Origin of the sequence: Hungatella hominis (assembly GCF_014288005.1) — a bacterium.
In the GTDB taxonomy this organism is placed as follows: domain Bacteria; phylum Bacillota; class Clostridia; order Lachnospirales; family Lachnospiraceae; genus Hungatella; species Hungatella effluvii.
On record NZ_JACOPB010000016.1, the window covers coordinates 97,854 to 119,080 of the forward strand.

Consider the following 21,227-nt stretch of genomic DNA (forward strand, 5'->3'; position numbering starts at 1 on the left):
TGAGCACCTGGCAGGGTTTCCGAATGATCAGGTGACAGGAGATAAGAGAAATGAAGATAACAGTACCACATTATTACAGCCGGTTTCAGTGTGTGGCGGGCGAATGTCCGGATACGTGCTGCGCCGGCTGGCAGATTATGATCGATGACGCATCGTTAAAAAAATACAGGAAAAGAAGAGATCCCTTCGGCAGCCGGCTGAAGAATTCCATTGACTGGGAGAATTCTGCGTTCCGCCAGTATGACGGGCGCTGTGCATTTTTAGATGAAAATAATCTCTGCGACATCTATTCGGAGGCGGGGCCTTCCATGCTCTGCCGGACGTGCCGGGCGTATCCCAGGCATATCGAAGAGTTTGAGGGGGTGAGGGAGATATCTCTGTCGCTGTCGTGCCCGGAGGCTGCAAAGCTGATTCTGGACTGCGAGGAGCCGGTGCGGTTCCTGAGCAAAGAGACGGAGAAGGAGGAGACTTACCCTTATTTTGATTTCTTTCTTTATACGAAGCTCATGGACTGCAGAGATTTCATCATTTCCACGCTGCAGAACCGGGAGCTTGACTGGAACCTGCGCACGGGAATCGTGCTGGGGCTGGCTCATGACTTACAGCGCAGAATCGTGAATGACCGTCTGTATGAGACGGATTCCCTGCTGGAGCGTTACGGAAGGAAGGGGGCTGTCGGGAAGCTGGCCTCCAGGCTTTTGGCGTATCAGATTGACGGAGAGAGCCGTTTTGACGGGATGAAAGAACTGTTCGGCTTCTTTGACGAGCTGGAAGTGTTAAATGCCGGCTGGCCGGATTATATCGGGCGGATCAGGAAGGTTCTGTACGGAGCAGGGGAAAGTGCGTATGAGACGCAGAGACAGGAATTTTATGAATTCTTAGAGGTATCGGAGAAGCGGCGTGAGACATGGGAGCGGTGGTCTGAGCAGCTGATGGTCTACTTTGTGTTTACCTGGTTCTGTGGTGCGGAATACGATGAACGCCCCTATGAGAAGATGAAGCTGGCCGTGGTGAGTACGCTCCTGATCCGTGAAACGGCACAGGCCCTGTGGAAAGAGCAGGGCGGCGTACTGAATAAGAACGTGTTTTTTGAGGCCGCACGCCGCTATTCAAGAGAGGTGGAACACTCTGATCTGAACCTGGAACGCCTGGAGACCCTGTTCCGTGAGGAGAAGGTCTGCGGCCTGGACCGGCTGCTTTCGCTGGTCATGGGGTGAGATTAAAAGAAATGGCAGAGCAGAACCGGAAGAAACGGCGCCAGCAGGAAGTTGGCAACCTTGATGTCGGTTATTTTAAGCATATTGAAGCCGATGGCCATTATGATCAGGGAGCCAACGCACGTCATTTCATTGACGACAGGAGTTGTTAAGAGCGCGGATACGGCGCCGGCGGACAGCGTCAGCGCCGCCTCGTAGAGAAATACCGGGACGGAGGCCAGAGCGGCTCCGGGCCCCAGGGCGGCAGCCATAACCATGGTGGACACGAAATCGATTAAGGACTTGGCATAGAGAATCTCATGATTGCCGGACAGTCCGCTCTGGAGGGAGCCGACGATCGCCATGGCTCCCACGCAGACGAAGATCGTACAGCTGACAAAGCTCTCCGCAAAGGTGCTGTCCGAGGAACCGCGGATGAGTCTGGACTGAAGACAGTATCCGGCCCGGGTCAGCTGGCGGTCGATGTTGATGAGTTCTCCAAACAGCGTTCCGATCACCATGGAGAGAATGGCAATGATGACCTGTTCCCCCTTTAACGCGCCGCTTATTCCCACGAATACGACGCAGAGGCCCAGGCCCTGGGTCAGCGTGCGGTCGAGCCGCTCCGGGATTCCTTTCTTTAACGCACTTCCGGCGAGTCCGCCGGCGAGCACCGCGGCTCCATTGATCAGGGCACCATTAAGTATCATATCGTTTTACAATTTCCTTTCCTGTTTCGGACTGTCTGCCGTCCGTTTTATCCATTAGTATAGCAGAAAGCCCGGGGAAAGGAAACTGGAAATGATACTGTTTTACGTTTTACAACCATAATGGACTGTGATAGAATAAAAGAAAAAAGCAACCGGAGGTACAGAAATATGTCATTGGAAGGCAAGATGAAGAACGGCCGCTTATACTGCGAATTCGGCCACGAGATGGAAGAGAATAAGGCATATGAGAAGAAAATTGAATACCAGCGCGTGCATTGTAAGGAACTGGTCTATGATTATAATCAGACAAGACCGTCGAATGTAAAGGAAAAACGGAGGATTTTAGACGAACTCCTGGCGGAAGCGGGAGAGGAAATCTGGATTGAATCCCCCGCCTTTTTTTCATACGGATGCAATACGCATATCGGTCACCACTTTTATTCCAATTTTAATATGTGTGTCGTCGATGACTGTGAAGTATTTATCGGCAACTACGTGATGTTTGGACCGAATGTGACGCTTACGGTCACGGGACATCCTGTCTGGGGAGAGTACCGCCGCAAGGGTGCTCAGTTTTCCCTGCCTATCCATATTGGGGACGATGTATGGGTCGGATCGAATACAATTATTCTGCCGGGCGTGACGATCGGAAACGATGTGGTGATCGGAGCCGGCAGTGTGGTAACCCACGATATTCCATCCCATTCGGTGGCCTTCGGGACGCCGTGCAGAGTGGTGCGGGAGATAACAGAGGAAGACCGGTTGTCTTACCGGAAGGGTTGTCCGGTTAATGAGGACTGGGACAGAGACTAGAAACTGAAAAATCAGATTAAAGTTACAAAAAAACCGCTGAAAAGTCATAAAATAACAAAATGGTTACATATTAAAAAAAATAACTGGAAAAGTCTGTCATAAAAATGTAATATATCGTAATGATAAAGAAATTGAAAGATATTGGTTGTTTTACTATAATGAAGATAGAAAATAACTGGTGCATTTTTATGAGGAGGATTTGATATGAAAGGAAAGCGGTTAGGGTTTATTATGACACTGGTCCTGATCATGGCGCTGGCCATGCCGGCATGGGCCGCAGATACGAAGATTGATTCGGTGAAGCTGGACTTCTCGTACTCGGGAGAGGAACCGAAGTCAGGCAATGAGATCGGCCGAATTCACGTGAAGGCGCCGGATGGACAGCCATTTTCTGTTGAGTACGCGGAGTATTCAAACGAAGGCGACGTCTGGGTAGTCGGCGACCGGCCGCTGGTTCATGTAGAACTGACGGCGAAGAGCGGATACCGTTTCAGCTCCACATCGAAGAGCAGATTTACGCTAAACGGATGCAGCGCAGTCTATAAGAAGGCCAGAATCTATGACGACGGGACACAGATGGAACTGGAGGTATATTTAAAGAGAATAGGCGGAACCTTAAGCAGTGTTCAGAACCTGGAGTGGGGCGGAAACGTGGCTTACTGGGATCCGCTGGAAGGCTCGAAGGAATACGAGGTCCGTCTTTACCGCGACGAGAAATCGGTAGTGACCGTCAAGACAACAGACAGCAGCTATAATTTCGCGAACAATATGGACCGTGAGGGTTCCTATACCTTCCGTGTCCGTGCCATTGCAAGCTATAATTCCAGAGCAGGTGAGTGGTCCGACTATTCTGAGGATTACTACATTGACGAGGATGAGGTCTGGTACTACGGCGGCAGCGGAGCATGGCAGCAGAACGCCAGAGGCTGGTGGTACGCATATTCTGGCGGCGGATATCCGAGAAGCTGCTGGAAGCTGATAGACAACGCATGGTATTATTTCGACGGCGAAGGATATATGACGACAGGCTGGAGACGGATCGACGGCAATAACTACTATCTGGGACCTGACGGCAAGATGCGCACCGGATGGCAGCAGATCGACGGGGCGTGGTACTACCTGGACGGAAGCGGCGTGAGAACGACGGACTGGCAGTATGTGAACGGACGCTGGTACTACATGAATTCCAGCGGAGTGATGCAGGTCGGATGGCAGAGAATCAACGGCGACTGGTATTATCTGGATGGAAGCGGAGCCATGATGACGGGCTGGCAGTATATTAACGGAGCGTGGTACTATCTGGACGGAAGTGGCGTGATGTACGCGGGACGTTGGACTCCGGATGGCAGATATGTGGATTATAATGGAGTCTGGGTTCAGCAGTGATGCAGGTATCTGGCAGTAACGCGGGTATTTAGCAGCGGTGCAGATAAATGGGTACAGTGGAACTTTCCACTGTACCCATTTTTGACTCTTTTTTAAACTCAGAAATAGTGGTTAAATAAAATTCGCAAATACCGATGCGAACAACACCGTGCAAAGCCCGGACACGGCGATGGCGAGGCTGCTCATGGCTCCTTCGATTTCGCCCATTTCCATGGCTTTTGTGGTGCCGATGGCGTGGGAGGCAGAACCGATGGCAATACCCTTTGCGACCGGTTCTGTGATGTGGAAAAGACGGCAGACGGTCTCCGCGATGATGTTGCCGATGATTCCCGTGATGATAATGCAGGCCACGGTGATTGTGACAATGCCGCCCATCTCCTCCGATATGCCCATGCCGATTGCGGTGGTTATGGACTTTGGAAGAAAGGTGACATACTGTTCGTGAGTCAGCTTAAAGAGAAGCGCAAGTACCAAAACAGTCGCCATCGTGGTCAGAACACCAGTCACGGTTCCCGCCAGAATAGCCCTGGCGTGCTTTTTCAGCAGGCTTAGCTGCTGATAGAGCGGGACGGCCAGACAGACGGTGGCCGGAGTCAGCAGATAGCTTAAGTATCTGGCGCTTACATTATAGCTTTCATAGTCAATGTGGAAAACGGATAAAAATATCATGACTGCGATAATGGATATCAACAGTGGATTGAAAATCGGAAGTCTGAACTTCGCCTTGAGAAAGAGGCCCAGTTCATATCCCATGATGCTTACGGCTGCTCCAAAAAACAAAAACTCTTTTATCATCTCATTCATGTTCCGGTACCTTCTTCTTTTTGTCAGATCTTATAAAAAACTGTGTAATTTTCCCAGAGACGACCATAACCACCACTGTGGAGACCATGGTGATGACCAGAAAAGGGATGAGGATCGGCCGGAGCAGTCCCCAGGAATCGAGAAGTCCCACCGCAGCAGGTATGAACATCAGCGGCATAATGTCGATTAAGAAGTAACTGGCTTCCTGGACGCTGTCCAGAGGTATCAGCTTCGTCTGAAGCCCCGCGAGCATAATAAGCAGCCCGTAGATGCTGGCTGGAACTGGCAGAGGAATAAAGTAGTGAAGCGCTTCCCCAATCAGGGAAATTATCAGGATGATACTGAATTGTTTGATGAATTTCATGTCTTTTGCCTCCCTTTATGTATCATTCGTTTAACTACGGTTTATCCTAAACTCAAATAAGCCGCTTGTCAAATATTTTTTCAACTGTTATAATACCCATTACACCGAAAAAAACAGATTCATACCGGAAGGAGCTTATAAATCATGATAGAAGCGGAGTTTGGAATTCTTTATTTTCTGCAGTCCATCCATACGCCATGGCTGGATGTGGTGATGAAAAATATTACCCATCTGGGGGACAGCGGAATTTTCTGGATTCTCACGGGACTTGTGCTGTTCTGTTTTAAAAAGACGAGGAGGATGGGATTCTGCGTTCTTTTATCCCTGGCAGGCGGTTTACTGATCGGCAATATTCTCTTAAAGAATTTAGTGGCGAGAGACCGGCCGTGCTGGATCGATCCTGCCGTACAGCTGCTGATCGAAAATCCGGGGGATTTTTCCTTCCCTTCCGGCCATACCATGGCCTCCTTCGAGGCGGCTGTGAGCATCTTTCTCTATAACCGGCGCTGGGGAGCGGCGGCGCTCGTTCTGGCGGCGCTCATTGCATTTTCCAGGCTGTATCTCTTCGTTCATTTTCCGTCGGATGTTCTGACCGGACTCGTGCTGGGAGTCGTGATCGCGCTGGCAGTCCATAAGGGCGTGGAATGGCTGGTAAGACAAAAGAAAGAAAAGAATGGAGATGCCGAATGAAAAAATATTTGCATTTTCCGTATTCTGTGATATACTGAGTTCGTTACAAATTACAAATCAATATTAGCAGAGTAGGTTTGTGTGCGTTAAGTGCTGGTTGAACAGGGAGTTGTCAGCCGGACGAAAAGATTTCTCTTGCGGTACACGAATCGCATCCCGCTGCATCAGAAGATGATACGTTTATTATCTCCGGTTGTAGTAAGAGGTCTGCAAAGGAGGTATTTTTTATGAAAAAATTCGTCACTTTGTTCACCGATTCTTACAAAGAACTGAAATCTGTAAGGACCATCACCACCGCGGCTATGCTCGCGGCCATCGCCATTATTCTGGGCATGTTTTCCATCAATGTTGGCAGTACCATCCGAATCGGCTTTTCCGGCATTCCAAACGGCGTATGCGCCTATTTATTCGGACCTGTGGTAGGCGGAATCTTCGCCGGAGGTCTGGATGTGCTCAAGTATCTGCTGAAGCCTGCCGGACCATTTTTCCCGGGGCTTACGGCTGTCGTCGTACTGGCGGGCGTGCTCTATGGCTGCTTCTACTATAAGAAGCCCATCACCTTCTGGAGGGTGCTGTTAGCCAAGTTTGTAGTCATGCTGATCTGCAACGTGATCTTAAACACCCTGTGTCTGTCCGTCCTGTACGGCAAGGGCTTTATGGTGATCCTGCCGGCCAGAGTGATCAAGAACCTGATTATGTGGCCCATTGATTCCATGATCTTTTACAGTGTTTTGAAGGCATTAAACCTGCTTGGGATTTTAAAGGCGGTCCGTACGAATTTTGCGTAATTTTAACGGCTGCTCCCGGCAGTGGATTCTGATAAAAAGTTCCAGGCCGCCTGACGGATGAGCTCCATCTTCCGCCGGGTGGCCTCGTTGCTGTATGGGACCCGGTCGATGAGCTTATCGATGGTACCGCGACCGGCCACAATACGGCGGCTTTCCGGAAAGTTTAAGTCATAGATATAGCCGAGGTAGGAGATCCACATATCCATGTGCGTCACACGGTCGGCGTTTTTGATGGGACAGCGGTTTAAGAAGGACGTGAGGATATGGTCGGAGATGGCCTCCGCGCCCAGCTCTTCGGCTTCGACATCCAGCATCGCGTGGATGGAGTCCTGCTCCTTTACCCGGAAATTATCGAGTTTATCGGCATCCCGGATGAGCATGGAATGGAGGCGTTCCTTTCCGGTGAGGGAGTTGTCCATCTGGTAGAACCCATGATTCTTAATGGCCGTATAGATGATGGAATCGTAGGCGCGTTCCGGAATGAAGCTGCGGATCAGATGGTCCCCGAACAGAATCGAGAGGCTTAACTCCGCGTGAGGAACGATGGAATCGTCGAAGCTGTCGTATCTTTTCAGCTGTTCGAAGCGGCCGATGTCGTGGAGAAGCGCAATGTGCAGGGCCAGGTCGGTGTCCTCATCGGAGAGGCCAAGGCCTTTGGAGATCAGCCGGGCGGCGTCGGTTACGCCGTAGGTGTGTACGATTTTCAGCCGGATTTTCTCGTTTTTCGTGTCATACTGCTTTAAATATCCAGCAAATATTTTTTTTGCCTGTGTAAAATCCATAGACAGAACCCTTCTTTCATACTATAATCTTAAGTGTCTGCATTATACTACGAATCGCAGACGATGGCAACTTGTAAAGGAAGAGATGAGAATGAGCAAAAGGCAGATCAGAGCCATATTTTTTGATATAGACGGGACGCTGCGTGATTTCGAGACGAAGAGGGTTCCGGAAAGCACAAAAGAGGCGCTGCGGAAGGCGAAGGAGGCAGGAATCCTGCTGTTCATCGCTACCGGGCGCCATAAGCTTGAGATCGAGGAGGAGAATCTCCTGGAGGACATGGAATTTGACGGATTCGTTACGTTAAACGGGCAGTACTGTTACTGCGGCGGCCACGTTGTATACGATGATCCCATTGACGGCGCGGAAGTCGATGCCATGTTGACGCTTATCGGGAAAGATCCGTTTCCCTGCCTTTTCATGGAGGATGACCGCATGTATATCAACATGGTGGACGACATCGTGGAGAAGGCCCAGGCGGGAATCGGGACAAGAATTCCGCCCGTTATGGATGTGAGGCGTGCGTCAGAGCATCCGATCTACCAGATCGTGCCCTATATTGGCAGGACGCGGGAGGAGGAGATCCGGCGCGCGGTTCCCGGATGTGAGATCATCCGGTGGCATGATGAATACGCCGTGGATGTGATTCCGCGGGGCGGAAGCAAATGCATCGGAATCGAGAAGATGGCAGCCCATTTCGGCCTGTCGCTGGAGGAGATTGCGGCGGTCGGCGACGGAGCAAACGACGTTTCCATGGTGGAGATGGCCGGTCTAGGCATCGCCATGGGCAATGGAAAGGCTGTGGTGAAAGCCGTGGCGGATTATATTACGGATTCGATAGAAACGGATGGCCTTCTAAAGGCTGTCTTCTATATATTAGAGAATAATCATCAGGAGGAATGAAACATGAGTGAAACAAACTGTACTCATAATTGCAATACCTGTGGGGAGAGCTGCAGCAGCAGACAGACGGAGCAGACCAGCTTTCTGGAGCCGTTAAACCCTGCAAGTACGGTTAAGAAGGTAATCGGTGTGGTAAGCGGAAAGGGCGGCGTTGGTAAATCGCTGGTCACCACCATGATGGCGGTCCGCATGAACGCAAAAAATTATAAGACGGCAATTCTTGATGCGGATATTACCGGACCTTCGATTCCCAAGGCATTTGGCCTGGGAGACGACGGCGTCGGCATGACACCGACGGGACTCATGATCCCGGCGACCACTTCCATGGGCATCGAAGTGATGTCGGCCAACTTAATTCTTGATCATGAGACCGATCCTGTAATCTGGAGAGGACCTGTGATCGCCGGAGCTGTTAAGCAGTTCTGGCAGGAGGCCCTGTGGGAAGATATCGACTATATGTTCGTGGATATGCCTCCGGGAACAGGCGATGTTCCGCTGACGGTATTCCAGTCTCTGCCGGTAGACGGCATCATCATTGTCACATCGCCTCAGGAGCTCGTATCCATGATCGTGACAAAGGCTGTAAACATGGCGAAAAAGATGAACATTCCGATTCTTGGTCTGGTGGAGAATATGAGCTACTTATCATGTCCGGACTGCGGAAAGAAGATTTCCGTATTTGGAGAGAGCCGGATCGACGAAGTAGCGAAGGAGAATGAAATCCCTGTTCTCGCCAAGATCCCGATTGAACCCAAGATTGCCAAAGCTGTTGATGAAGGCGCTGTGGAGTATTTGGAAGCACCGTGGCTGGACGAGGCGGTTAAAGCCGTGGAGTCCATATAATATGCGTTTCGTGACAGCTTAAGGATAGGACAGCGAGGTAGAAATATGAATATAAATATGAACCCCAACAGCGAACTGCACCAGTCCATCGTTAATGTGCCGAATCTGGTACAGGTCCCGGACCCGCTCCTAAAGCAGGCGTACCAGTTTCAGGAAGCGATGATGATGTACACCTGTGCGATCAGGGAGATTAAGACGAAGCTGGAGGTCTTAAACGACGAACTGTCCGTACGCAATTCCAGGAATCCCATCGAGATGGTGAAATCCAGAGTGAAGAAGCCCCTGAGCATTGTGGAGAAACTGCAGCGTAGAGGTCTTCCCGTAACGATGGAATCCATGATGGAGAATCTCGACGATGTGGCGGGAATCCGTGTCATCTGTTCTTTTTTAGATGACATCTACGCCGTAGCCGACATGCTGACCCGTCAGGATGACGTGCATATCATCGCCATCAAGGATTATATCCGCCATCCGAAGGAGAATGGATACCGGAGCTACCACATGATCGTGGAGATTCCCGTCTTCTTTTCCGACCGGAAGAAGTGGATGCGGGTGGAGGTTCAGATCAGAACCATCGCCATGGATTTCTGGGCAAGCCTGGATCATCAACTGAAATATAAGAAAGAGGTCGGTGACAGCTCGGAGGAAATCAGCGCAGAACTGCGGGAGTGTGCAGAGGTAATCGCACAGACGGATGAACGGATGCTGAAGATCCGGCTGAAGATTGAATCAGAGGGAATTACTGTCAGTAAATAGTAAAGCGAATCAGAGGAAGTTTATTCTATGAAAATAAGAAGCTGATGCCTTAGATCCGGTAATACCGGAGGGCGTCAGCTTCTTATTTTATATCAATTCTTACTTTCACAGGATATTTTCACAGGATATGAGCGGTTATTGACCGTCTGGATGATCGTGAAGCTTCAGCGGCATGGTCAGATGGCGGATCATGATCTGATAGGCATCGTTTCCATTGCCCTCTCTGAGGGCGCGGTAGTAGAGCTCGTGTTCCTCCAGAGTTCCATCGACACGGCCTGTAACCGAGAGCGCGGTGGCCGACGTTAAGTGGATCAAATACAGCAGGCGCTGGAACAGCTGATTAAACTCATCATTCTCGGCATAACCGACGATGGCCAGATGAAAGGCGTGGTCGCTGTCAATAAAGGTCTGCAGGTTATCATCGAAATCTTTTGCCTTCTGCATCTGCTCAAGTATCTGTCCCAGCTCCTCCAGCAGCCGTTTCCCCTTTTCGGTGGAGATCTGTCCGGCTATGATATGGGTGCAGAAGCCTTCAATGGCACAGCGGACTTCGATGGTTTCCTGCATGTCCTTATCCGTCAGGTGGCGGAGCATAAACCCCTTACTGGGAACGATAGTAATATATCCATCCTGGCTTAAACACTGTAACGCTTCCCTGATGGGGGTTCTGGAAATGTCCAGCTCTTTGGACAGGCGCGCCTCAGAGTAGAGGGTGTCCGGCACCAGCTTTCCTTCCAAAATCTGTTCTTTTATGTAATCGTATGCCTTGGATTGTAAAAAGCTTTTTTCTTTCAATGTGATGCATCTCCTGTTTGTTTGACATACCATTATTCTAATATAGAAGTTGTTTTTGGTCAATCACTCTTTTAAAGGGCGCTTTATGGATTAAAATAATCGATGAAATTATAAGATTTTGTTTTGTCAGTGTTGACAGTATACCGGTATAGCGGTATACTGGATGTAAGAGGCAACGGGAGTTATTTATTATATTAAAATAGAGGAGGAAGACAGGATGTGCGTTTATAAGATGGGGAATTTGAGAGTGGTGGATTTAACGAAGGAGCTGGATCCGAAGACGGAGAGCCGGAGATGCCACATGTATCGGTTCAATACCGGGGGACCGATTCCGGATTTCCATACGATTATGGATCTTACCAGCCATCTGGGGACACACTGTGAGTGCCCTTACCATCATGATGACAACTGGCCGAGCGTGGCGGAGCTGCCTCTGACCACATTTATGGGCAGGGCTTTGTATGTGGATTTCAAGGAGGAGGTTGCGCCGGGAACCCACATTACGGCTGCGGATCTTGACAAGGCTACGGAAGGAAAGCTTAAGGAGGGGGATATTGTGATCATTGATTCCTCTTACAAGATTCCTCCGTTTACCCCGGCGACCAACACGGAGGCGGACAAGCGGCTTCTGGTAGGAAAAGAAAGCGCTGAGTGGTTCCGGGATCATAAGGTGAAGTGTGTAGGCTTTGGAGACGGCGTCTCGATTGAAAACTGCAATGAGGATGTCAAGCCATTTCATGATATACTGATGGCAGAGAATATCGTTTTCCTTGAGGTCCTGAAAAACCTCGAAAAGCTGGAGCAGGATGTGTTCTTCATGAGCTACGCCCCCCTTCCAATCCTCGGCCTGGACTCCTGTCCGATCCGTGCATATGCAATCGAGGGGCTGGCAGACTTTTCAAACTAAAAAGTCAGAAAGGCAGGAGGTCCAAATGAAAATAACAGTCATTGGCGCCGGAGCCATGGGCTCCGTCTACGGCGGCCATTTATCAAGGAAGCATCATGTATATCTGGTAGACACGAATCCGGATATTGTAACGCAGATCAACCGGGAAGGACTGAAGATCGACGAGGATGGCGAGACGAATACGTACTATCCGACGGCGGTAACCGACACGGAAGGGCTGGGGGAGATGGACCTGGTCATTCTGTTCGTGAAGTCTATTTATTCCAGGGCCGCGCTGGCGGGGAATCAGGGCGTGATTGGGGAGAAAACACGCCTTCTGACGCTGCAGAACGGCGCAGGCCACGAGGACATTTTAAAGGAATTTGTCCCCGAAGACCGTGTAATCATCGGTACGACGGAGGACAACGGCGCGGTACTGGCGCCAGGGCATGTGAGAAGAGGCGGAGTCGGTAATACGAATGTAGGGATGCTGACGGAGGATCGGGAAGAATTCCTGCCGCAGCTGAAAGAGGCGTTTGACAGCTGCGGATTTCAGGTGAAAATCCATGAGAATATTCAGTATCTCATCTGGGACAAGCTGTTTACCAACGTTTCCTTAAGCGCAGTAACCGGCATCCTTTTAGTGGATATGGGATTTATTGCGGAGAATGAATACGCATGGAATTTGACGAAGGCGCTGATTCATGAGGCGATTGCGGTCGCCGGTGCGCTTGGCCTTTCCTTCGATGAGGAAGCTGTAACGGAGCGGGTACGTCAGACCTCCATCGGGAATCCGGCGGGATGCACTTCGATCCGTGCGGACCTGCGCGATGGCAGAAGGACCGAGGTGAATACCATCAGCGGTTCCGTGGTGACTGCGGCAGGGCGGTGCGGCGTTTCAGTGCCGAGCCATGAATTTGTCGTGAATATGGTTCACGCGATGGAGATGAAAAAATAAGTTACAACAACAAACAGCCCGGGGCAGCTCTTGATATCAAGAACTGTCCCGGGCTTATTCGTCCCTCCATTAAGGAACCGGAAACATAACCGTAAACGTCGTTCCTTCCCCCAGGCTGCTGGATACGGTAATTTTCCCCTTATGTTGCTCTACGATCGTCCTGGCTATGGAAAGTCCCAGGCCATATCCGCCTTCTTTTCTCACCCGCGATTTGTCCGTGCGGTAAAACCGTTCGAAGATATGCTTCTGATCGGACGGAGGGATAAGCTCTCCCGTATTATTGACGGTCAGCACCGCGTGATGGGGGGAGGACTTTAAGGAGACGGAGACCGTTCCGTGGAGACCGGCGTATTTACAGGCATTGTCCAGAAGGATTGTGACCATCTGTTTGATCTGAGGCTCGCTGCCGCAGATGTGGATGCCGGGAACGATGTCGTTGTTTAAGGTGACCTTGTTCTCGAAAGCTACCGATTCAAAGAGCAGAACACAGTTCAGCACGCTGTCACTGTAATCGAACTCGGTATTCGCCGTGTGGGTGACTTCCACCGTGCCCGCATCGGAGCGCGCCAGAAAGAGGAGCTCTTCCACCAGCTGCTTCATACGGGATGCCTCCTCCTTCGTGTTGTCAACCCATTTGATCTGGCTCTTAATGGGTGAGTCCTGATGGGAGAGCAGAATCTGTAAATTGGCCAGGATGACCGTGAGAGGCGTTTTCAGTTCGTGGGACGCATCGGCGATAAACTGGTTCTGCTGTTTCCATGCCTGCTCCACAGGCTTTAAGGCCCAGCGGGACAGGAAGATGCTGAGCAGAAGAAACAGGATAGCGGCGATGAAAAACAGCAGGAGGCAGTTAAGGCGCAGCGCTCGGATGTTGTTCAGCTCAAAGCTCTGGTCAGCGAACGCGATGGTGATGCTGTCCGGCGTCTCGAAGCGGTTATAGCGAAGGGAGTAGTCTTTTAAGACGCCTCGCGGATCGCCGTTTTCCATGACAAGGTCTGCCAGAGTGGCCGCCATGTCATCGGATACGGAGAGATTGTTTGTGGTTACGTCCGTCACCGCCTGCCCAGCCTTTGAAAGGGTTATGACTGCGGTAGGAACGAAGGGCGGCGGCGTATCGTCGGTCCGGCGTCCCGGTTCCACTTTGTTCGGTTTTCCACTTAAGCGGGCCGAATCCTGGGCCTGTATCAGGGCCATCTCAGTCTGGCGTTCCAGCCGCCAGAGATTGGCATGATAAAAATTTCCCAGCACGATGATGAGAATCGTGATGACCAGGGACATGTTGATGATAATAAATTTTCCGCGAAGCTTATTCAGCATGACGGTTCCTCCAGACGGTAGCCTACTTTCCGGACGGTTACAATTTCAACCCTGGAACTTAAGAATGTAATCTTTTTCCTTAGAAAGGAAATGTAGGCTTCCACGTTATTGTCCTCCGCGTCGGAATCATTTCCCCATACCCTGGAAATCAGCATATCCTTGGAGATGATTTTTCCCGCATTGTTCATGAGCAGTTTCAGTACCTCAAATTCCTTATATCCCAGATGGATGGACTTTCTTCCGCGCACCAGGTCGTTGGTTGAAAGATTCAGGGTCAGATCTCCAAAATGAAGTTCTTCCACGACCACCTCGCCCTGTCTGCGGGAGAGGGCGCGTATCCGTGCCAGCAGCTCTTCGGGGATAAACGGCTTCGTCATATAGTCGTCGGCGCCGCGGTCCAAACCGGTCACCTTGTCGCTTATGTCGTCCCGGGCGGTCAGCATCAGAACTGGCGTCTGGACATGGGCCTTTCGAAGCTTCTTTACCACATCGAATCCATTTTCCCCGGGAAGCATCACATCAAGGATGATGACATCGTATTCGCCCGACAGGCCGCAGTAGAGACCATCTGTACCGGTATAAACGATGTCCGTGTGGTAATGCTGTTCCTCCATAATTTGTCCCAGCGCGTCGGCCAGCCTCACTTCATCTTCTACGATCAGTATATTCATGAATCATTTCCTTCCTTTTCCGGTATGGCCGAACGGCCGGTCCATATCCTTATCAATATTATAAAAGGGGTTTCCTCGTTTGGCAATCCCATTCCTTTTCCTGTATCCGCATTTTATAGATATTATTGTAACAGTTCAGACGGCGCCGTCTGAACTGTTACATATTATTATAGAAGGAGAAGCTGAAAATAGCCTGAAACCGGTTTTCAGGTTAATTTCAGGTATCCATGATAGAATGGGGCGAATGAAAAAGAGTGAAAAGAAGTTTCAGGTTAATTTCAGGTTGCTGACACAAAATGAACATAGGAGCCTGATAAACTGAACATGAATAACAGACAGAGTGCAGAGAGGAGCAAATCGGATGAATGGAAGAAGAATAGCCGCTTCCATGGCAGTGGTCATAACGGCCACGGCTGTGATGCCCATAACGGCGGAGGCTTCGACAAATATTGACTTGAGAAAAAAGGTGATCGGAATATCGGGGATCATGAGTGTGACCAACATGGATTCTGCCATTACGAGAGGGGAGTTTGCCAGCATGCTGGTGAATGCGTCTTCCTACAGGAGTACGGTCAGCAGTGTGAGCAATACCTCTGTATTTGCCGATGTACCGCGTGACCATACGTATGCAGCGTCCATTAGGATTGCGGCAGAACAAGGGTGGATGACGGGATACTTAGGAGGGAATTTTAAACCGGATGAGTATGTGACGCTTCAGGAGGCCGTAAGGGGAATGCTGGCGCTGCTGGGATATGAAAATACAGATTTTACCGGAGACCAGACCGGGGCCAGGCAGTCCAAATACCATTTCCTGGAGCTCGATGAAAATATGAATAAGAGCCCGGAGGAGGTCCTCATAAAGGAGGACTGCATCAATTTATTCTACAATCTTTTAAAGACCGATACGAAGGCGGGCACCATGTTCGGAAAGAGCCTGGGATGTGAGCTGACCTCCGACGGGGAGATCAATCCGCTTACCATGGTGGACAACAGCCTGAAGGGACCGAAGATCGTAAGGAGCAAGAGCCGCCTTTCCGATTATCTGCCGTTTAAGCTGAGCGCTGCCAGCGTATACCTCGATGGGTCGCCGATCTCCAACAGCAGCGAAGCCATCTCTGCGGCGCTGGAGAATGATAACGGCGTGCTGGTTTACTACCATCCGGTATCCAAAACAGTATGGTTGTATACAGTTGGAAGCGAAAATGAGAACGGGCGTTCCGCGGTATTCGGTGAAATCACAAATGTCATATACAATTCGGCCGATTTGATGACGCCGGATGCTATCATACTGGATGACGGCAATACGTATGAACTGGACAGCACCGAGATGAAGTTTGCATTTTCCACATATGGCGATATGCGGGTGGGAGATACGGTCACTCTGGTCTATTCCGTGACAACGGACAGCAACGGCGATGAGACGCGTACCGTGCTTGATTATATTGAAGACTGACAGGAGAGCCTGAGATGAAGAAAATAAGTTTTGGAAATAAGACAAGGAATGGAAAAAAGGGCGGCAGGAAGGGGAAAAAGCTTCTTCTGATTCTGATTCTCCTGCTCGTCGTCATCTTGGGAGTTTACACGGCGGTTCGGATGAAGGCGGAGAAAGCGGCCAGCGCGAACGTGAAAGAGGTCAGGACCGCGACAGTGGAGACGCGGGATATCACCTCGGAGCTGTCGTCATCGGGTACGATCTCTCCGAAGAATACATACGATATTACCTCTCTCGTGGAGGGCGAGGTGATTGCCGCCGATTTTGAAGAGGGAGATCAGGTGGAGGCGGGGCAGATCCTGTACCAGATCGATACATCCTCCATGGAATCGGAGCTGACCAGCGTCAACAATTCTCTGACGAGGGCGCAGGAAAATTACGAGGTCGCCCTGGATGACTATAACACGGCGCTCAGCGATTACAGCGGCAATACCTATAAATCAACAGAGGCGGGCTACATTAAGACTCTGTACATCAAAGAAGGTGATAAAGTGAGCTCCAATACGAAAATCGCCGACATTTACGATGACAAGGTCATGAAGATCAAACTGCCGTTTTTGTCTGGGGAAGCGGCTTTCATCGGAGCGGGCAGCGGTGCAACGCTTACGCTGACGGATACGGGAGAGCAGCTGACGGGAACGGTTACCGCGGTGAGCAACATGGATGTGACGCTGACAGGCGGCCGGATTGTCCGGTATGTCACCATCGAGGCGGCGAATCCAGGCGGTTTAACCACCGATATGGCTGCGACAGCGACGGTGGGAGACTTTATCTGCAGCGCGGAGGGCTCCTTTGAGCCGACGCTGGAGACTGTGATGAATGCTGACATTTCCTCCAGTGTGGAGGTGGGAAAGCTGCTGATCAACGAGGGCGATTACGTGGGCAAGGGGACCCCTGTTTTCACCATGGAATCGAAATCGGCGGAGAAGCTTCTCCGAACATATAAGGACTCCGTGGAAAAAGCGGAGGAAACGCTGGAATCCGCCAGGAACAAGGTGGAGAGCACGCAGGATAATTACGATAATTACACGATCACAGCGCCGATCTCCGGTCAGGTGATCACGAAAAATGTAAAGGCGGGCGACAAGGTGGCGAAGAGCACCAGCGGAAGCACGACGCTTGCCGTGATATACGATATGTCCGGCTATACCTTTGAGATGTCGGTCGATGAACTGGATGTAAAGGAAGTGGCCGTGGGACAGAGCGTAGTGATTACCGCAGACGCGGTGAGCGGAGAGACGTTCTCCGGTACGGTGACCAATGTGAGCCTGCAAAGCTCCTACTCCAACGGCGTGACCAACTATCCTGTCACCGTAACCTTAAACGACGGTATGGATGAGCTGCTTCCGGGCATGAATGTGGATGGCGTCATCATCCTCGACCAGGCGTCGGATGTGCTTGCCGTGCCGGCCGACGCACTGATGCGCGGCAACAAGGTTTATGTAAAGGACGATACGGTAACGGAGGTGCAGGGACCGGTTCCGGCGGGCTTCCGGGCTGTCGATGTAAAGACTGGTTTGATCAGCGACGACTATGTGGAGATCACGGAAGGCCTGTCCGAGGGTGATGTGGTCTATGTGGCCGAGTCTACAGTTAGTTCGTCATTTAATATGATGGGCGGCATGCCCAGCGGCGGAGGCCCAGGCGAAATGGGCGGCATGCCCAGCGGCGGAGGCCCAGGCGGAAACGGTGGAAATGGCGGAAGAAGCGGCGGAAATAACGGCGGCGGTCCCAGGTAATGGCTGGAGGTAAAGACTTGGAAGAAACATTAATTGAACTGAAGGATATCTATAAGATCTATGAGATGGGCGACGAAGAGGTGAGGGCCAACGACGGCATTTCCCTGACGATTAACCGCGGTGAATTTGTGGCGATCGTAGGGAAATCGGGAAGCGGGAAATCGACGCTGATGAATATTATCGGGGCTCTGGATGTACCAAGCTCCGGCGAATACTTACTGGGCGGAAAAGACGTGGGAAGTATGACGGACAATCAGCTGGCGGACATCAGGAACCGAATGATTGGCTTCATATTCCAGCAGTACAATCTGCTTCCCAAGCTGAATCTCCTGGAAAATGTGGAACTGCCGCTTCTATACGCGGGGGCCGGCAATACAACCCGCCGCATGCGGGCCATGGCTTCGCTGGAGCGTGTGGGCCTGGCGGAAAAATGGAGGAACCTTCCGAACCAGCTTTCCGGCGGGCAGCAGCAGAGGGTGTCTATTGCCAGGGCTCTGGCGGGAGACCCGTCCCTGATCCTGGCCGATGAGCCGACAGGCGCCCTTGATTCGAAGACGAGCCGCAGCGTTCTGGATTTCTTAAAACAGTTAAACGACGAAGGCAATACCATCGTCATGATTACCCATGACAGCTCCATCGCAATGGAGGCGCGGCGCGTGGTGAGAGTGCATGACGGAAAGATCAACTTTGATGGAGACGTAAATGAATATTCTGCAATCCTTTAAAATGGCAATGAAAAGTATCATGGGCAATAAGATGCGGTCCTTTTTAACTATGCTGGGCATCATCATCGGCGTGGCTTCCGTTATCATTCTGGTAAGCCTTGTCAACGGTCAGATGTCTTACATGACGGAGAGCTTCGCAAGCATGGGGACGAACCAGATTTCAGTCAATGTGACGAATCTTTCCACCCGATCGGTCTCTGTGGATGAGATGTATGAATTTTACGAGGACAACAGGGATTTATTTGCCCAGATGACACCGAATGTGACCGTATCCACGACTGTAAAAAACGGGACGGAGTCATCTACCTCGACGACGGTGTCCGGAGTCAGCGAGGAATACCTGGAGATGAAGGATATGGAGCTGGAGGCCGGCCGGTTTATCCAGTATTCCGATATTGTGTCGCGCCAAAAGGTGTGTGTGGTGGGATATTATGTGGCATGGGATCTATACGGAGGCGTGGATAAAGCCCTCGATCAGACCATTAAGATCGGAGGAAATGCGTTCCGGATTATCGGCGTGGTGTCGAGACAGGATGACGATGAGCTGGAATCGGGCGGAAGCGATGATTTCGTCTGGATGCCGTACAGCTGCGCCGCGAAGATGACGAGAAACGCCAATATCAGCAGCTACACGTTTGCCACGGCCGATATGAATCATACGGACGAGGCAAAGACGGCGATCGATGATTTCCTCATGGAAATCTTTAAGGATGAGGATTTATACCGGATCACGGCGATGAGCGAGCTCCTGGATTCCCTGAATTCCATGATTGCCATGATGTCCATGCTTCTCGGGGGCATCGCCGGAATTTCCCTGCTGGTTGCTGGCGTGGGAGTTATGAATATTATGCTGGTGTCCGTAACCGAGCGGACCAGGGAGATCGGTATCCGTAAGGCGCTGGGAGCGAAGAAACGGACGATCATGCAGCAGTTTGTCATCGAGGCGGCCGTGACCAGCTCCATCGGCGGCGTGATCGGAATTGTGATCGGATCCGTGGCGACTACGGTCATCGGCACAGCCATGGGAATGAACGCGACTCCGACGCCCAGCGCCGTGGCAGTGTCCTTCAGCGTGTCTGTGGGAATCGGGCTGCTGTTCGGATATATGCCGGCAAACCGGGCGGCGAATTTGAATCCGATTGATGCGCTTCGAAGTGAGTGAGGGTACGCCGGAATCGCGGCGGGGAGGCGGAGGCATGGATATTTCGTGTCCGTCTTGCTTCCTACTCACAATAAGAAAGTCCGAACCTGTCGGACACGCCAAATGCGGGCGCGTTCGCCAGGCTCGGACTTTCTTATTGCTCGTATCCAGATGCCGGCACACTGAAATATCCATGCCTCCGCCTCCCCGCCGCGCTTCCGGCTGTGTACTGGCTCCGCTGGGGGAAAAGAGAGGGGCGTTTTTGAGGGGCAGGGTTGCAAAATTGGAATAATGGTGATACTATTTGCATAGTTACAGAAGGAGTAGCCCGCCTGGAGCTGCTCCTTTTTCAGAATGATGACGTAGAGGAGTTTAAACAATATGAAGGTTGTGGATATGCACTGTGATACGATTTCGGAGTTATTTTACCGGAAGGAGGAGGGGAAGGAGCATTCAGTATGGAAGAATGACTGCCATGTGGACCTGGAGAGGATGGAGAAGGGGGACTACTGTCTCCAGAATTTTGCGATGTTTACGTCGCTGGACAGGTATGAGAAGCCGTTTGAACACTGCATGAAGCTGGTGGACCTATTTTATCAGGAGCTGGAAGAGCATGGAGACCGGATCGGGATTGTGAAAACGTTTGAAGATATTGAGGAGAACCGGAGACTGGGGAAAATGTCTGCGCTGCTGACAATCGAGGAAGGCGGCGTCTGCCAGGGAGAAATCTCTTTTTTGAGGAACTTTTACCGGTTGGGAGTGCGGATGATGACGCTTACCTGGAACTTTCGGAATGAGCTGGGCTGGCCGAATATAATCCGGATTGAAGGGGACGAGGCGTATTTTGAACCGGACACGGAACACGGACTGACGGAGACGGGGATCGAATTTGTCAGGGAGATGGAACGGCTGGGGATGATTATGGATGTGTCCCACCTGTCTGACGCGGGGATTATGGATGTGTTCCGGTATACGAAGAAACCGTTCGTGGCGAGCCACTCCAACGCGAGGAAGGTTGCCTCCAATCCAAGAAACTTAACCGATGAGATGCTTAAAACGCTTTCGGAGCGCGGCGGAGTGGCCGGCATCAATTACTGTGCGGACTTTCTGCATGACTGGCAGAGAGGTGAACACGTGGTGAGCCGTGTCGATGACATGATTTTACATATGAAGCATATGAAGAAGATCGGCGGAATTCAGTGTATCGGGCTGGGATCGGATTTCGACGGAATCGGAGGGGAACTGGAGATAAAATCCCCGGAAGACTTGCCGGTGCTGGAGCAGGCCATGAGAAGGGCCGGCTTTACGGAGGAGGAGATCGAGGGCGTGTTCTATAAGAATGTGCTTCGTGTATACAAGGAAATTTTAAAATAAGACAAAATTTTACATAGATTTTACATTCCCGTGCATCATACTTTACATAGATTTGATATAGTGCTTACATAATCAATCAATTTATTTCATGAAAAC

General features: G+C 51.0%; 22 protein-coding genes and 1 riboswitch. Of the genes, 15 read left to right on the plus strand and 7 right to left on the minus strand.

Going from position 1 to position 21,227, the window contains the following annotated elements; translation table 11 throughout:
* The first annotated feature begins 50 nt into the window (after nucleotides 1–50).
* A complete protein-coding gene (fliB, locus tag H8S75_RS25305) occupies nucleotides 51–1,217 on the plus strand; it encodes a flagellin lysine-N-methylase (RefSeq protein WP_187023887.1) in 1,167 nt (388 codons plus the stop codon).
* A 2-nt stretch (nucleotides 1,218–1,219) separates the two neighbouring features.
* Here the strand turns inward: fliB and H8S75_RS25310 are convergent, their stop codons facing one another.
* Complete coding sequence (locus H8S75_RS25310; protein ID WP_187023888.1) at nucleotides 1,220–1,906, minus strand: DUF554 domain-containing protein; 687 nt, start codon at nucleotides 1,904–1,906, stop codon at nucleotides 1,220–1,222.
* Nucleotides 1,907–2,074: 168 nt separating this feature from the next.
* On the opposite strand from H8S75_RS25310, the gene H8S75_RS25315 reads away from it, so the two are divergent.
* Both H8S75_RS25315 and H8S75_RS25320 read left to right on the plus strand, forming a co-directional pair.
* Nucleotides 2,075–2,719, plus strand: a complete 645-nt coding sequence (locus H8S75_RS25315; protein WP_187023889.1) for a sugar O-acetyltransferase — start codon at nucleotides 2,075–2,077, stop codon at nucleotides 2,717–2,719.
* A 204-nt stretch (nucleotides 2,720–2,923) separates the two neighbouring features.
* Nucleotides 2,924–4,105, plus strand: a complete 1,182-nt coding sequence (locus tag H8S75_RS25320) for an N-acetylmuramoyl-L-alanine amidase family protein (RefSeq protein ID WP_187023890.1) — start codon at nucleotides 2,924–2,926, stop codon at nucleotides 4,103–4,105.
* Nucleotides 4,106–4,216: 111 nt separating this feature from the next.
* On the opposite strand, the gene H8S75_RS25325 is transcribed toward H8S75_RS25320, so the two are convergent.
* Both H8S75_RS25325 and H8S75_RS25330 read right to left on the minus strand, forming a co-directional pair.
* Entirely contained in the window at nucleotides 4,217–4,909 is a 693-nt protein-coding gene (locus H8S75_RS25325) for an LrgB family protein (protein WP_187023891.1), read from the minus strand.
* Entirely contained in the window at nucleotides 4,902–5,273 is a 372-nt protein-coding gene (locus H8S75_RS25330) for a CidA/LrgA family protein (protein ID WP_002603885.1), read from the minus strand. Before H8S75_RS25330 ends, H8S75_RS25325 begins: the two co-directional genes overlap by 8 nt.
* Before the next feature lie 144 nt (nucleotides 5,274–5,417).
* On the opposite strand from H8S75_RS25330, the gene H8S75_RS25335 reads away from it, so the two are divergent.
* Together H8S75_RS25335 and H8S75_RS25340 are read left to right on the plus strand one after the other, a co-directional pair.
* On the plus strand, nucleotides 5,418–5,963 hold the full coding sequence (locus tag H8S75_RS25335; RefSeq protein WP_187023892.1) for a phosphatase PAP2 family protein: 546 nt from the start codon (nucleotides 5,418–5,420) through the stop codon (nucleotides 5,961–5,963).
* A 65-nt stretch (nucleotides 5,964–6,028) separates the two neighbouring features.
* Nucleotides 6,029–6,127: riboswitch (THF riboswitch) on the plus strand.
* Between the two features lie 63 nt (nucleotides 6,128–6,190).
* Nucleotides 6,191–6,751, plus strand: a complete 561-nt coding sequence (locus H8S75_RS25340; RefSeq protein WP_002603887.1) for a folate family ECF transporter S component — start codon at nucleotides 6,191–6,193, stop codon at nucleotides 6,749–6,751.
* Nucleotides 6,752–6,753: 2 nt separating this feature from the next.
* Here H8S75_RS25340 and H8S75_RS25345 read toward each other — a convergent pair whose 3' ends face one another.
* On the minus strand, nucleotides 6,754–7,533 hold the full coding sequence (locus tag H8S75_RS25345) for an HD domain-containing protein (protein ID WP_187023893.1): 780 nt from the start codon (nucleotides 7,531–7,533) through the stop codon (nucleotides 6,754–6,756).
* Nucleotides 7,534–7,624: 91 nt separating this feature from the next.
* Here H8S75_RS25345 and H8S75_RS25350 point away from each other — a divergent pair, with 91 nt between their 5' ends.
* From H8S75_RS25350 to H8S75_RS25360, 3 genes are read left to right on the plus strand one after another with little or no spacing between them, the layout of a single operon-like run.
* Nucleotides 7,625–8,434, plus strand: coding sequence for a Cof-type HAD-IIB family hydrolase (locus tag H8S75_RS25350; protein WP_187023894.1), 810 nt, complete (start codon nucleotides 7,625–7,627; stop codon nucleotides 8,432–8,434).
* A 3-nt stretch (nucleotides 8,435–8,437) separates the two neighbouring features.
* On the plus strand, nucleotides 8,438–9,277 hold the full coding sequence (locus tag H8S75_RS25355) for an Mrp/NBP35 family ATP-binding protein (protein WP_055652894.1): 840 nt from the start codon (nucleotides 8,438–8,440) through the stop codon (nucleotides 9,275–9,277).
* A gap of 45 nt (nucleotides 9,278–9,322) precedes the next feature.
* Entirely contained in the window at nucleotides 9,323–10,033 is a 711-nt protein-coding gene (locus H8S75_RS25360) for a GTP pyrophosphokinase (RefSeq protein ID WP_187023895.1), read from the plus strand.
* A gap of 135 nt (nucleotides 10,034–10,168) precedes the next feature.
* Here H8S75_RS25360 and H8S75_RS25365 read toward each other — a convergent pair whose 3' ends face one another.
* The gene (locus H8S75_RS25365) at nucleotides 10,169–10,828 is read right to left on the minus strand and encodes a GntR family transcriptional regulator (RefSeq protein ID WP_187023896.1); all 660 of its coding nucleotides are present in this window, start codon (nucleotides 10,826–10,828) and stop codon (nucleotides 10,169–10,171) included.
* A gap of 217 nt (nucleotides 10,829–11,045) precedes the next feature.
* Between H8S75_RS25365 and H8S75_RS25370 the strand changes: the two genes are divergently transcribed.
* Both H8S75_RS25370 and H8S75_RS25375 read left to right on the plus strand, forming a co-directional pair.
* Nucleotides 11,046–11,735 (plus strand): cyclase family protein, encoded by a 690-nt coding sequence (locus H8S75_RS25370; protein WP_055652891.1) that lies wholly within the window; start codon nucleotides 11,046–11,048, stop codon nucleotides 11,733–11,735.
* Nucleotides 11,736–11,760: 25 nt separating this feature from the next.
* The gene (locus H8S75_RS25375; protein WP_187023897.1) at nucleotides 11,761–12,672 is read left to right on the plus strand and encodes a ketopantoate reductase family protein; all 912 of its coding nucleotides are present in this window, start codon (nucleotides 11,761–11,763) and stop codon (nucleotides 12,670–12,672) included.
* A 69-nt stretch (nucleotides 12,673–12,741) separates the two neighbouring features.
* Here H8S75_RS25375 and H8S75_RS25380 read toward each other — a convergent pair whose 3' ends face one another.
* Entirely contained in the window at nucleotides 12,742–13,989 is a 1,248-nt protein-coding gene (locus tag H8S75_RS25380; RefSeq protein WP_187023898.1) for a sensor histidine kinase, read from the minus strand.
* The gene (locus tag H8S75_RS25385; RefSeq protein WP_187023899.1) at nucleotides 13,983–14,660 is read right to left on the minus strand and encodes a response regulator transcription factor; all 678 of its coding nucleotides are present in this window, start codon (nucleotides 14,658–14,660) and stop codon (nucleotides 13,983–13,985) included. The genes H8S75_RS25380 and H8S75_RS25385 overlap by 7 nt, the downstream gene beginning before the upstream one ends.
* A 361-nt stretch (nucleotides 14,661–15,021) precedes the next feature.
* On the opposite strand from H8S75_RS25385, the gene H8S75_RS25390 reads away from it, so the two are divergent.
* From H8S75_RS25390 to H8S75_RS25410, 5 genes are all read left to right on the plus strand, one after another.
* Entirely contained in the window at nucleotides 15,022–16,113 is a 1,092-nt protein-coding gene (locus tag H8S75_RS25390; RefSeq protein WP_187023900.1) for an S-layer homology domain-containing protein, read from the plus strand.
* A gap of 14 nt (nucleotides 16,114–16,127) precedes the next feature.
* Nucleotides 16,128–17,891: an efflux RND transporter periplasmic adaptor subunit gene (locus tag H8S75_RS25395; RefSeq protein WP_187023901.1), complete on the plus strand. Its 1,764-nt coding sequence runs from the start codon at nucleotides 16,128–16,130 to the stop codon at nucleotides 17,889–17,891.
* Nucleotides 17,891–18,616, plus strand: a complete 726-nt coding sequence (locus tag H8S75_RS25400; RefSeq protein WP_187023902.1) for an ABC transporter ATP-binding protein — start codon at nucleotides 17,891–17,893, stop codon at nucleotides 18,614–18,616. The genes H8S75_RS25395 and H8S75_RS25400 overlap by 1 nt, the downstream gene beginning before the upstream one ends.
* Nucleotides 18,600–19,778 (plus strand): ABC transporter permease, encoded by a 1,179-nt coding sequence (locus H8S75_RS25405; RefSeq protein WP_029466365.1) that lies wholly within the window; start codon nucleotides 18,600–18,602, stop codon nucleotides 19,776–19,778. The genes H8S75_RS25400 and H8S75_RS25405 overlap by 17 nt, the downstream gene beginning before the upstream one ends.
* A 360-nt stretch (nucleotides 19,779–20,138) precedes the next feature.
* Nucleotides 20,139–21,131, plus strand: a complete 993-nt coding sequence (locus H8S75_RS25410; protein WP_187023903.1) for a dipeptidase — start codon at nucleotides 20,139–20,141, stop codon at nucleotides 21,129–21,131.
* Nucleotides 21,132–21,227 lie beyond the last annotated feature (96 nt).